The organism is Streptomonospora sediminis, assembly GCF_054778995.1.
Map to the genome: position 1 here is coordinate 19,961 of NZ_BAAGYZ010000100.1, position 13,379 is coordinate 33,339.

General features: G+C 75.1%; 7 protein-coding genes. All 7 read left to right on the plus strand.

Annotation, left to right across the window (positions count from 1 at the left end; all coding sequences use genetic code 11):
- Positions 1 to 69 precede the first annotated feature (69 nt).
- From ACYVD5_RS19175 to ACYVD5_RS19205, 7 genes are read left to right on the plus strand one after another with little or no spacing between them, the layout of a single operon-like run.
- Complete coding sequence (locus tag ACYVD5_RS19175) at positions 70 to 5,646, plus strand: non-ribosomal peptide synthetase (protein ID WP_461002457.1); 5,577 nt, start codon at positions 70 to 72, stop codon at positions 5,644 to 5,646.
- Positions 5,643 to 6,863 carry a saccharopine dehydrogenase NADP-binding domain-containing protein gene (locus ACYVD5_RS19180; RefSeq protein WP_461002458.1) on the plus strand — a complete coding sequence of 407 codons (1,221 nt, stop codon included), beginning with the start codon at positions 5,643 to 5,645 and terminating at the stop codon, positions 6,861 to 6,863. Before ACYVD5_RS19175 ends, ACYVD5_RS19180 begins: the two co-directional genes overlap by 4 nt.
- Positions 6,860 to 8,020, plus strand: coding sequence for a Gfo/Idh/MocA family oxidoreductase (locus ACYVD5_RS19185; RefSeq protein WP_461002459.1), 1,161 nt, complete (start codon positions 6,860 to 6,862; stop codon positions 8,018 to 8,020). Before ACYVD5_RS19180 ends, ACYVD5_RS19185 begins: the two co-directional genes overlap by 4 nt.
- Entirely contained in the window at positions 8,017 to 8,802 is a 786-nt protein-coding gene (locus ACYVD5_RS19190) for a thioesterase II family protein (protein WP_461002460.1), read from the plus strand. The genes ACYVD5_RS19185 and ACYVD5_RS19190 overlap by 4 nt, the downstream gene beginning before the upstream one ends.
- Complete coding sequence (locus ACYVD5_RS19195) at positions 8,784 to 9,632, plus strand: class I SAM-dependent methyltransferase (RefSeq protein WP_461002461.1); 849 nt, start codon at positions 8,784 to 8,786, stop codon at positions 9,630 to 9,632. Before ACYVD5_RS19190 ends, ACYVD5_RS19195 begins: the two co-directional genes overlap by 19 nt.
- Positions 9,629 to 11,590, plus strand: a complete 1,962-nt coding sequence (locus tag ACYVD5_RS19200; protein ID WP_461002462.1) for an ABC transporter ATP-binding protein — start codon at positions 9,629 to 9,631, stop codon at positions 11,588 to 11,590. The genes ACYVD5_RS19195 and ACYVD5_RS19200 overlap by 4 nt, the downstream gene beginning before the upstream one ends.
- Positions 11,587 to 13,326: an ABC transporter ATP-binding protein gene (locus tag ACYVD5_RS19205; RefSeq protein ID WP_461002463.1), complete on the plus strand. Its 1,740-nt coding sequence runs from the start codon at positions 11,587 to 11,589 to the stop codon at positions 13,324 to 13,326. Before ACYVD5_RS19200 ends, ACYVD5_RS19205 begins: the two co-directional genes overlap by 4 nt.
- Positions 13,327 to 13,379 lie beyond the last annotated feature (53 nt).

The window sequence follows — 13,379 nt, forward strand, 5'->3', positions numbered from 1 at the left end:
CCACCGCGGCCGCCCTGCCTTCGATCCCGACCGGATCCGCCCGCGGATCCACCCGAGGAGAGACACACCGTGACTGCATCCGACGCCGCAGCGGAAACCGCCGGCACCGGCACCGCCGACACCACCGGCCGACTGCGCGACCTGCTCGCCGAACTCCGCGCCGCCGGGGTCCACCTGTGGGCCGACGGCGACCGGATCCGGTTCCGCGGCCCCTCCGGCGCCCTCACCGACGACCAGCGCGCCGTCCTGCGCGAACACCGCGCCGATGTGCTGGCGCTGCTGGCCGAGCAGGACACCGCCGAACTGGTGCCCGACCCCGGCTCCCGCCACGAGCCCTTCCCGCTGACCGACGTGCAGGGCGCCTACCTCGTGGGCCGCGGACCCGCCTACGACTACGGCGGCGTCGCCTGCCACGCCTACGCCGAGCTGGAGTTCGGCGACCTGGACCCCGAACGCCTGCGCACCGCCTGGCACACCCTCGTGCAACGCCACGACATGCTGCGCGCCGTCGTCTCCGCCGAAGGCCACCAGCGGGTGCTGCCCCAGGCGCCGGGGGAGTCGCTGACCGTCACCGAGGTCGGCGGCGGCGACACCCGGCTGCACGCCCAGCGGGCGCGCGAACGCATGCGCGACCACGTGGCCGACCCCGAAACCTGGCCGCTGGTGCGGCTGCACCTCACCCGCGGCGACGACGCCGCGTTCCTGCACCTGTCCGTCGACCTGCTCGCCGCCGACTACACCAGCGTCCGGCTGCTGCTCGACGAACTCGCCGCCCTCTACGACGACCCCGGCCACACCCTGGCGCCGCTGGAGGCGACCTTCCGCGACTACGTGCTCGCGCACCGGTCGCTGCGCGAGACCGCGCGCTACCAGCGCGACCGCGACTACTGGATGGAGCGGGCCGACGACCTGCCCCCGGCCCCCGAACTGCCGCTGGCCGAGCACGCCGCGGCGGCAGCGGCCCGGTTCACCCGGCTGTCGTCGACCCTGCCCGCACCCGAATGGGCGGCGCTGCGCACCCGCGCGGCCGAGCGCGGGCTCACCCCCTCGGCGGTGGCCATGGCCGCCTACACCGAGGTGCTCACCCGGTGGTCGCGGCGCGGCGACTTCACCCTCAACCTGCCGGTGTCGGCGCGCCTGCCGCTGCACCCCGACACCGGACGGATCGTCGGCGACTTCACCGCGCTGACCCTGCTGGCCGTGCACGAGGGCGACGGCGCCACCTTCACCGAACGCGCCCGCGTGCGCCAGGACCGGCTCATCGGCGACCTCGACCACGGCCTGTACTCGGGCAGCGAGCTGCTCGCCGAACTGTCGCGGCGCCGCGACGAAACCGCCGTGCTCATGCCGGTCGTGTTCACCGGCGCGATCGGCACCGACGAGCCCGGCGACGCCGACGGGCAGGACGGGTGGGACGGGCCCGACGGCCGCGCCACCGGATCCTGGGCCGCCCGCGAGGTGCGCGGCGTGTCCCAGACCCCGCAGGTGTGGCTGGACTGCCAGGTCTCCCAGGCCGCCGGCGCCCTGGCCGTGCGCTGGGACGTGCGCGAAGGTGTCCTGCCCGTCGGCGTCGCCGCCGACGCCTTCAGCGCCTACACCGACCTGCTGCGCCGCCTGGCCGCCTCCGACGACGCCTGGGACGCCGCCGCACCCGCCGCCCTGCCCGAGCACCAGGCGGCCACCCGCGCCGAGGCCAACGCCACCGCCGCACCACTGCCCGGCGACCTGCTGCACGAGGCCCCGCTTGCAGCGGCCCAGGCCCGCCCCGACGCGCCCGCCGTCATCCACCCCGGCGGAGAACTCACCGGCGGCCAACTGCGCGACCGCGTCCACGCACTCGCCGAACTGCTGCGCGAGCACGGCTGCGGACCCGGCGAACGGGTGGCCGTGGTCATGGACAAGGGCGTCGAGCAGGTCGTCGCCGCCTACGCGGTGCTGGCGACCGGCGCCGCCTACGTCCCCATCGACACCACCCAGCCCGCAGCGCGCCGCCGCACCATCCTGCGCGACTCCGGAGCACGCTGCGCCCTCACTCAGTCCTGGCTCGCCGAGATCGGCGACTGGGACGGCGGCGCAGCACCGATCGCGGTGGACACCGTCCCCGCGGCGCCGGCGCCGGCGGCCCTCCCTCCTCAGGCCGCCGGCGCCGACGACCCCGCCTACGTCATCTACACCTCCGGCTCGACCGGCACCCCCAAGGGCGTGCTGGTCAGCCACCGCGCCGCCCGCAACACCATCGCCGACATCAACCGCCGCTTCGCCGTCGCAGCGGGCGACCGCGTCCTCGGATTGGCCGCCCTCGGCTTCGACCTGTCGGTCTACGACCTCTTCGGCCCCCTGGCCGCCGGCGGCGCCATCGTGCTGCCCGACGCCGACCGCCGCGGCGACCCCGCGCACTGGGCCGAGCTGGCCCGCAACCACCGGGTCACCCTGTGGAACTCCGTGCCCGCCCAACTGGGAATGCTGGCCGACTACCTCGCCACAGCGCCCGACCAGGCACCGCAGAGCCTGCGCGCCGCACTGCTCTCCGGCGACTGGATCCCGGTGACCCTGCCCGACCGGGTGCGCGCCCACCTGCCCGGCACCGCGCTGCACAGCCTCGGCGGCGCAACCGAAGGCGCCATCTGGTCCATCCACCACCCCATCGGCGAGGTCGACCCCGACCGGCCGAGCATCCCCTACGGCCGCCCGCTGGACAACCAGACCTTCCACGTCCTCGACGGCGACCTGCGCGACCGCCCCGACTGGGTCGCCGGCGAGCTGTACATCGGCGGCGCCGGCGTGGCAATGGGCTACCTCGGCGACGAGCAGCGCACCGCCGAACGGTTCATCACCCGGCCCGGCACCGGCGAGCGGCTGTACCGCACCGGCGACCTGGGCCGCTACCGGCCCGGCGGCGACATCGAGTTCCTCGGCCGCGCCGACGACCAGGTCAAGATCCGCGGGCACCGGGTCGAACCCGCCGAAACCGAGGCCGCCGTGGTGTCCCACCCCGGTGTGGCCGCCGCAGCGGTGCTGGCCGTGGGCGGGCGCGAGGACAAGCGCCTGGCCGCGTTCGCAGAGACCGCCCGCACCTCCGGCGACGGCCCCCGCCCCGACACCGCCGCCGAACCCGCCGCAGCGGCCGCCCGCGCGGCGGCCGGCGCCGCAACAGCCGACCTGGACCGCGGCGACCTCACCGCGTTCCTGGAGGCCATGCGCTCGGCCGCGCTCGGCGAGATCACCCGCACCCTGACCGGCGCGGGCCTGTTCGCCGGCGGCGCCTCCCACACCGCCGCCGAAACCGCCGAACGGCTCGGCGCCGACCGCCGCCACCACCGGCTGGTGCGCCGCTGGCTGCTCGCGCTGGAAGACGCCGGCAAGCTCGCCCGCGACGGCGAACGCTGCAGCGGGCTGGCACCCGTCGGCGACGACGAGCAGGCCGACCGGTGGCAGCGCCTGGCCCGACTCGAACAGCGGGTCGACTACGGCACCGAGGTGCTGGCGTACATGCGCGCCTGCACCAGCCGGCTGCCCGAACTGCTGCGCGGCGACCTGGACGTGCGCACCCTGCTGTTCCCCGGCGCCGAACTGGACACCGCCGGCGCCGCTTACCGCGACAACCTGGCCATCCGCCACCTCAACGGCGCCGCCGCAGCGGCCCTGGCCGACATTGCCGCCGGCCACACCGCGGAGCGGCCGCTGCGCATCCTGGAGATCGGCGCGGGAGTCGGCGGCACCACCGAGGCCGTCGTCGCCGCCCTGGCAGGCCACGACGTCGAATACCGCTTCACCGACGTCTCGCCGTTCTTCATCAGTGAGGCCAAGGAGCACTTCGCCGACTTCCCGTGGGTGTCGTTCGGCCTGTTCGACCTCAACCAGGGGTTCGAGGAACAGGGCTACGCCCCCAACTCCGTCGACGCCATCGTCGCCGCCAACGTCCTGCACAACGCCATCGACGCCGACACCGCGCTGGCCCGCGCCGCCGAACTCCTGGCGCCCGGCGGGCACCTGCTGTTCATCGAGACCACCCTGGAACGCGACCCGGCGCTGCTGGTGTCCATGGAGTTTCTCGACGGGCTCGGCGGCGGCCACCGCGACGACCGGGCCGGCACCGACCAGACGTTCCTCACCCGCGGCCAGTGGGAGCGCGCCCTCAAAGCCGCCGGTGCCACGCACCCGCTGGTGCTGCCCGCCGCCGACGACCCGCTCGCCGAAACCGGCCAGAGCCTGTACCTGACCCGGCTGAAAACCGACCGGATACCCGTCACAACCGACGACCTGCTGGCCCACACCGCCGCCCGCCTGCCCGAGTACATGGTGCCCGCCCAGTGGCGGCTGCTGGACGCCCTGCCGCTCACCGCCAACGGCAAGGTCGACCGCAACGCCCTGGCCGCGCGCCTGCACGGCCCCGACTCGCCCGCAGCGGCCGACACCGCCGCGGGCGAACCGGCCGACGACCTGGAGCGCGCCCTGTGCACGCTCTGGGCCGAACTGCTCGAACGCGGCACCGTCGGTACCGGCGAGGACTTCTTCGCCCTGGGCGGCGACTCGCTGCTGGTCGCCCGCATGGTCGGCCGGCTCGGCGAGGTCCTGCCCGGCGACTCCGGCGGCGACATCGAATGGGAAGTGGTGCTGCGCCACATGCTGCGCCGCCCCACCGTCGCCGGGCTCGCCGCCTACCTGCGCGACCTCGCCGGCCAGGTCGAGGCGGCCGGTACGGGCAAGGCCGACGCCTATGTCCCGCTGAACGGGCCCGGCGGCGGCACCGTCACCGCGCTCGTGCACGCCGGCACCGGCACGCTGGTGCCCTACCGCGCCCTCATCACCGAGATCCGGCGCCGCTCCCGCGGCCAAGGCACCCTGGTCGGCCTGGAACTGCCCGACGTACCCGCCTTCCTGGACGCCGAGCCCGCCGCCATCATCAAGGAGTGGGCCGCCGACTACGCCAACGCGCTGCTGGAACGCGGCGGCGACCGGTTCCACGTCGTCGGCTACTGCCTGGGCGGACTCGTGGCCACCGAGGTCGCGCGCACCCTCGCCGACGCCGGCGCCGAGGTCGCCTCCCTCACCGCCATCAGCACCCACCGGCCCCCGTTCCGGCTCGACGACGAACTCATCGCCGAGTACGCGTTCGCCGTCATGATGGGCATCGACCCGCTCGCGGTCGGTTTCCCCGCCGACGAAAACCGGGTATCGGCAGCCTCCGACCTGCTGCTGGAGGCCACCCCCGGCCTGCTGCCCGACGGCGCCATCGGCCGGCTCGACGGCGAGTACGGCGATGTCGCGGAGCGCTTCCGGGACCTGGCCGCGGTCCCGCGCCACGTCCGCATCGAGCGGATGTGCGCCGCGGTACCGCCCTCGGCCGGCACCTACACGCCCGAGGCGCTCACCGAAATGTTCCGCATCTTCCGGCAGAGTGTGTTCGCGATCTCCCGTTACGAGCCCGAACCCTACGCGGGCGACATCACCTTCCTGCGCCACGGCGGCGCCTACCCGTTCCCCGGCAACAAGGAGAGCGTCACCACTTACTGGGAACGGCTCGTCCTGGGCGAACTCGACATCCAGGACGTGCCCGGCGACCACTTCAACCTGCTTTCGGTGCCCTACGCCCCCGGCGTGCTCGCCAAGCTGGAAGCCATCACCGGAGGGGACGTGCTCCGGTGACCGGCGCGAACGCACCCGCGGGCACACCCGCGGACGAGCACGCGGGCCAACGCGCCGCCCCGCCCGCGCCCGAAGGCGTGATCGGAATCGTGGGCGCCTCCGGGGCGGTGGGCGCCGCAGCGGCCCGCCGCCTGCACAGCCTGGGCCACACCCGGCTGCGGCTGGGCGGGCGCCGGATGGAGCCGCTGGCCGAACTGGCCGGCGAACTGGGCCCCGGCGCCGCCGCGGTCCGCGCCGACGCCGACTCCCCGGAGTCGGTGGCGGCGTTCAGCGCCGGGTGCACCGTCGTGCTCAACTGCGCCGGACCCTCCTACCGCATCCTCGACCGGGTGGCCGCGGCCGCCCGGTCGGCCGGTGCCGACTACGTCGACGTCACCGGCGACACCCCCACCCACCAGCGCATCAGCGCCGCCGAGCCTGCACCCGGATCCGCAGCGGTCCTCTCGGCCGGGGTGCTGCCGGGCCTGTCGGCGCTGCTGCCGCGCTGGTTCGCCGGCACCCGCGGCCTGGAGGGGCTGCGCGCCTACGCGGGCGGGCTGGAACGCTGCACCGAAGCCGCGGCAGGCGACCTGCTGCTGTCGCTGCCCGGTGCGGCCGACTCCGCCGCCGTCTTCGGCGCGGCCCTCGCCGCCTGGCGCGACGGCGCGGTCGCCCCCCGCGCCCTGCGGGCTGCCGACGGCGCCCGGGCACCGCACTTCCCCGGCCCCGCCTTCGTTCAGCCCTTCCTCACCGAAGAAGCCCGCCGGCTGGCCGCCGACCTGGGACTGCGCGACCTGGAGTGGTACAACGTGCACCCGGGTGAACGCACCCGCGCCGTGCTCACCTCGGCGGCCGGCCGCCCCGGCCGCGACCCGCTGGAGGCGGCCGCGCGGCTGCGCCGGGCCGCCGACCTGGACCTGGCCGGGCACACCCCCTACTACCAGCTCGTCTACCACCTCACCGCCCCCGGCCCCCGCCACCACACCCTCGTCGCCCGGTTCTCCGACAGCTACCGCACCACCGGCCACGTGGGCGCCCTGGCAACCGACGCCGCAGCCCGCGGCCTGGTGCCGCGCGGAGTCCACCACGCCGCCGACGTCCTCGACCCCGCCGCGGTGGTGGCGGCCCTGTTCGCCGACCCCGCCGCAGGCACCCTCGTGCTGCGCGACGGGGCACCCGGCGGCGACGTTGGCGGGGCCGGCGGCTCCGACGGCACGGTCGAGGAGGGCGCACTGTGAGCGGCGAACCGGGCGCACCGGCCGCGCAGCTCCCCCTGAGTCCGCCGCGCCCGCTGCGCACGGTCCTCTGCGGCACCGGATTCGGCCGGTTCTACGCCGACGCCCTGGAGCGCATGCCCGACCGGTTCCACCTCACCGGGATCCTCGCCAAGGGCGGCGAGTACTCCCGCGGCTACGCCCGCAGCCGCGACCTGCCGCTGTACACCAGCGCCGCCGAGATCCCCGACGGCACCGACGCCGCCTGCGTGGCCGTGGGATCGGCGGTCTCCGGCGGCGCGGGCGGCGAACTGGCCCAGGACCTGCTCGCGCGCGGCATCCACGTCATCCAGGAACACCCCGTCCACCACGACGAACTCGCCCAAGCGCTGCGCACGGCCCGCGCCAGCGGGGCGGTGTACCACCTCAACCCGTTCTACCGGCACGTCGCACCCATCCGGCGGTTCCTGCAGGCGGCCCGCGCGCTGCGCGAACGCGGCCCCGTGCTGTTCGCCGACGCCGCATCGGCCATCCAGGTCCTCTACCCGCTGCTGGACGTGCTCGGCCGCGCCCTGGGCGCGCCCCGGCCGTGGGCGGTGGGACCCGCACCCGAGCCCCCGGACGACGCCGCCCGGCTCGCCGCCACCGCCCAGCCCTATCGCGTCCTGCAGGCGACCGTGGCCGCCGTACCCGTCACCCTGCGCGTGCAGAACCAGCTCAACCCCGCCGACCCCGACAACCACGCCCACCTGTGGCACCGGCTGGCCATCGGCACCGAGCACGGCGTGCTGACCCTGGCCGACACCCACGGCCCCGTGCTGTGGCAGCCCCGGCTGCACGCGCCCCGCGACGACCACGGCCGGCTGCGGTCCACCGGCCCGGGCACCGCCCACCTGGCCGAACCGGCGACCACCATGCTGGCGGGCACGGCGGCGCCGCCGTTCCGCGAGATCTTCGCCGAGCTGTGGCCCCAGGCGCTGACCCGGGCACTCGCCGGCTTCGCCGCCGACGTGCACACCGGTGCCGACCCGCTGGTGCGCGGCCGCTTCGACCTGGGCGTGTGCCGGCTGTGGCACGAAACCACCCGGCGGCTGGGCCGCCCGGAGATCATCCGCCCCGAACCGCCCGGCAGCCTCAGCGCCGCCGAACTGGAACCGACCGCCCCGGAGGAATCCCCATGAGCCCCGACCCCGCGCCGTCCTGGCTGCGCCGCTTCCGGCCCCGCCCCGGCGCCCGGATCCGGCTGGTGTGCCTGCCCCACGCCGGCGGCGGCGCCAACGCGTTCCGGGCCTGGGCCTCGCTGCTGCCCGCCGGGGTGGACGTGGTGTGCGTGCAGTACCCCGGCCGCGAGGACCGGTTCGGCGAAGCCCTGGTCGACGACATGGCCGCCGCGGTCGACTCCATCGCCGCCGAGCTGGCGCCGCTGCTGGACCGGCCCTACGCGCTCTTCGGCCACAGCATGGGCTCGGCCGTGGCCTTCGAGTTGGCCAGGCGGCTGCGCGACGGCGGCGCGGCCGAACCCGACCGGCTGTTCGCCTCGGGTCGCAAAGCACCCGGCCAAGCCCCCGCCAGCGGTATCCACCTGGCCGGCGACGACGCGGTCGTCGCCGAACTGGTCCGGTTGGGCGGCACCCAGCGCGAGGTGCTGGCAGACCCCGACCTGCGCGCGTCGGTGCTGGCCTACGTGCGCAACGACTACCGGCTCGTCGAACGCTACCGGCCCTTTGCCGGCGAACCGCTGCGCTGCCCGGTCAGCGTCTTCATCGGCGACACCGACCCCGAGGTGGACGCCGAGCAGGCCCGCGGCTGGTCCGAAACCACCACCGGGCGGGTGGACGTGTCCGTCTTCCCCGGCGGCCACTTCTACCTCGCCGCCAACCGGGACGCCGTCGCCGCCGCGCTGCTCAACCGCCTGGACCCCGCACTGGCCGCGGCCTCGGCGCCGTGGCCCAGCACGCCCTGACCGCCCGCACGACCGCGCCGCACCGACCGCGCCGCCCCCTCTTGGAGGAAACCATCACTGCGGAAACGAGCAGTGCCGACACCAGCACTGCGACCAGCACTGCGACCGACTACTACTCGCCGGCGGCCGAGTTCTTCGACCTCGTCGGGCACCGGCACCTGGCCTCCAGCGCCCCCGCGCTGCGCGCGGCCCTGACCGGGCTGGACACCGGCCACGGGCCCGTCGTCGACATCGGGGCGGGCACCGGCCTGGTGACCGCGACCATCGCCGAAATCCTGCCCGCCGCCCGCATCCACTCGGCCGAACCCTCGCCGAACATGCGCGCGATCCTCACCAGCCGCGTTTTCACAGACCCCCGCCTGCGGGAACGCGTCACCGTCCACCCCGAACCCGCCCAGCAACTGCCGCTGCCCGACTCCATCTCGGCGGCCGTTGTCTTCGGCGTGGCCGGGCACATCCCCCGCGCCGAGCGGATCGCGCTGTGGCAGCGCCTGGCCGAGCGGCTGCCCGCCGGCGGCCCCATCGTCGTGGAACTGATGGGTGTTGAAACCCCCCGCAGCATCCCGTTCGTGCGGATGTGCCGCGAACACCTGGGCGAGCACACCTACGAATGGTGGATCTCCGGCGAACCCGCCGGAGCCGGCACCATCCGCTGGCACACCCAGTGGCGCGTGTTCCGCGGCGGCGAGCAGGTCCGCACCGTCGACGACGAGTACGACTGGGAGACCTTCGGCATCGACCGGCTGGCCGAGGAATCCGGGCTGACCGTCAAGCGCCTGGTCCAGGCCGGCCGCGAAGCCACGCCCGAGATCGGGGTGCTGGTCAAATGACAGAACACCGCAGCGGAACCGCCGGCCCCGTGCACGGCGCGGAAACCGCCGTTGAAACCCCGGAGCAGGCTTCCGCCGCAGCCACCGAAACCGCCGCAGCCACCGAAACCGCCGCGGCCGCCGACACCGCCGCCCCGAAGGCGCGCCCCGCCTCCCCGCTGGGCGTGCTGCTGGCGCCGATCGCGGGCCGGGTGCGGGCGGCCGTCGTGCTGCGGGCGCTGGGCGCCGCGCTGGGCCTGGTGCCGCTCATTGGCCTGGTCGAGATCGCCGACGCGCTGCTCTCCGGGGCAGACACTCCCGACTCCCGGATATGGATCCTGGCCGCGGTGGCCGTGGGCGGCGGCCTCGCCGCGCTGGCCGCCGATGCCGCGTCGACCCTGGTCGGCCACCTCGCCGACAACGACATGCAGCTGGGGGTGCGGCGCTCGCTGGCCCAACGCATGGGCCGGGTCCCCATCGGCTGGTTCACCGGGCTCGGTTCCGGCCGGGTCAAAAAGGCGCTGCACGACGACATCGAGGACGTCCACTCCCTGGTCGCCCACACGCTTCCCGACCTCGCCGCCGTCGCCGCGGTGCCCGTTATCGCGCTGGTGTACCTGTTCACCGTCGACTGGCGGCTGACCCTTGTCGCGATCGCGCTGGTGGCCGCGGGGGTCTACCTGTTCACCCGCGCCATGGCCGGCGGCATGGCCAAGATGGCCGAGTACGCCGCGGCGATGAACGACATCAACGCCGCCGCCGTGGAGTTCGTCGACGGCATCCAGGTGGTCAAGCACTTCGGCAACCACCGCCGGGCCCACGACCGCTTCACCGCGGCCGCCGACGCCTTCGCCGACTTCTTCGTGTCCTGGTCGCGCAGCACCACACCGGTCACGGTCGGCTCGTTCCTGCTGCTGTCGGCACCCATGGTCACCGTCACGACCGTGGCAGCCGGAGCCGTATTCGCCGCCCTGGGCTGGAGCGACCCCGTCGCGGTGGTCGCCTTCGCGCTGATCGCGCCCGCACTATGCGCACCGATGAACGTGATCGGCTCGCGCGTCCAGCAGATCCAGGCCGCCCGCGGCGCCGCCGGGCGGGTCGCCGACCTGCTGGAGGTCCCCGGCCTCAGCGAAGGCACCCAGGCCCGCCCCGAAGGGTCCCGCGTCGTCTTCGCGGGCGTGCGCTTCGCCTACCCCGGAAACGGAGACGGCGACGCCAACGGCGGTGGCGGGCAGGACGCGGACGGTGGCACCGCTGAGGCCGCCGAGGTGCTGCGCGGCGTCGACCTCACCCTGGAACCCGGCACCGTGACCGCCCTGGTCGGCCCCTCCGGCGCCGGCAAGACCACCCTGGCCACGCTGCCGGCCCGCTTCCACGACGTCGGCGCCGGCTCGGTGCGCATCGGCGGGGTCGACGTGCGCGACATCGCCGCCGAGGAGCTGTACCGCACCGTCGGCTTCGTGTTCCAGGACATGCACCTGCTGCGCGAAACGGTCGCCGACAACATCGCCCTGGGCCGGCCCGCGGCCACCCGCGCCGACGTCGAGGCCGCCGCCCGCTCCGCCCGCGTCGCCGCGGAGATCGAAGCGCTGCCCAAGGGCTACGACTCCATCGTCGGCACCGACGCCGAGTTCTCCGGCGGGCAGGCCCAGCGGATCACCATCGCCCGCGCGCTGCTCGCCGACACCCCCGTCCTGGTGCTCGACGAGGCGACCGCGGCCGTCGACCCGGTCTCGGAGGCCGAAGTCCAGGACGCGCTCAGCGAACTCGCCCGCGGGCGCACGGTCCTGGTCATCGCCCACCGGCTGGAAACCGTCGCCGAAGCCGACCGCATCGCCTACATGGACGCCGGACGCATCGTCGAGACCGGCACCCACGAGGAGTTGCTGGCCCGCGGCGGAGCCTACGCCGGCCTGTGGCACGCCCAGCACGACCCTGCGCACACGGCCCCACACCAACGACCGGGAGCAGACCAGTGATCCGCGCCTTCCTCCGCGCCATCGGCCCCGAACAGGCCGGCCCCATGCGCACCAGCCTCGCGCTGACCACCGCGGTCGCGGCGCTGCAGGGCGTGGTGTTCGCCCTGCTCGTACCGGTACTGACCACCCTGCTGGGCGGCGAACCCGAACGGGCGCGGCCCTGGGTGGCCCTGCTGGTGGGCGCCACCGCGGTCTATGCGGTGCTGCGCGCCACCAGTCTGTTCGTGAACTTCCGCGTAGGCGGCGCGGTGTCGCGGGCGCTGCACCACCGGCTCGGCGACCACCTGGTGCGGCTGCCCCTGGGCTGGTTCACCCGCGCGCGGGTCGGCGAGCTGAACCGCATCGCCACCAGCGGGGTGTCGCAGGCCACCAGCGTGCCCGTGCACATCTACCCGCCCCTGGCCGACGCCGTGGTCACCCCGGTCGTGGCGGTGGCGGCCCTGTTGCTGTGGGAGTGGCGCATCGGCCTGGCGGCGGCGGCCTGCCTGCCGCTGCTGTGGCTGGTGTTCCGCACCGCCAACAGCGCGGTGGCCGACAACGACGCCGCCCGCGACACGATCGCCGACGAGGCCGCCGACCGGGTGCTGGAGTACGCCCGCGTCCAACCCGTCCTGCGCGCCTTCGGCCGCACCGAACAGGGCGGCCGCAGCCTGGACGCGGCCCTGACCGCCGAACACGGCGCTGCACGCCGCCTGCTGCTGCGCGCGGTGCCCGCACTGCTCGGCTACTCCGCCGCCGTTCGCCTCATGCTGGGCCTGCTGCTGGTCGGAACCGTCTACCTGGCGCTCGGCGGCGGCCTCGGCGCACCGGCGGCGGTGGCCCTGCTCGTCCTGGTCGCCCGGTTCACCCACCCGCTGGCCTCCGCGGCCGAACAAGGCGCCGCCCTGCGCATGGCCACCAACCGGTTCGACCGGATCACCGCCGTGCTCGACGCCCAGCCGCTGCCCGAACCCGCCGAACCCGCCCCGCCCCAAGGGGCGGCGGTGGAGTTCGCCGGGGTCGGCTTCTCCTACACCCCCGGCGGCCCCCGGGTGCTGGACGGTGTCACCTTCCGCGCCGAGGCGGGCACGCTCACCGCCCTGGTCGGGCCCTCCGGCTCCGGCAAGTCCACCGCCGCCAAACTGCTGGCGCGGTTCCACGACACCGACACCGGCCGGGTCAGCATCGGCGGAGTCGACGTGCGCGACATCGGCAGCGAGGAACTGTCCAAGCACGTGGCCATGGTCTTCCAGGACGTGTACCTGTTCGACGCCACCATCGCCGACAACGTCCGCCTCGCCGCACCCGGCGCCACACAGCAGGACCTGGACCGGGTCGCGGCCGCCTCCGGCCTCGACACCGTCCTGGCCGAACTCGCCGACGGCTGGGACACCCGGGTCGGCGAGGGCGGCGCATCGCTGTCGGGCGGCCAGAAACAGCGGGTCTCCATCGCCCGCGCGCTGCTGAAGGACGCGCCCGTCATTGTGCTGGACGAAGCCTCCGCGGCGCTGGACGCCCGCAACGAGGCGCTGATCACCGCCGCAGCCGTCGACCTGGCGCGCGAACGCACCGTCGTGGTCATCGCCCACCGCCCGGCGACCGTGGCGGCCGCCGACCAGGTGGTCTTCCTCGACGAAGGGCGCGTCGCGGAGATGGGCACCCCCGGCGACCTGCTCGCCCGCGGCGGGCGCCACGCCGAGTTCGTCCGCGCCCGCGAACGCGCCCGCGGCTGGCGGCTGACCTCCGCCGGCACCTGACGCCCGGCCCCGCCCCCACCCCCCACCCCGTTTCCCCCGATCCCAGCGATCTC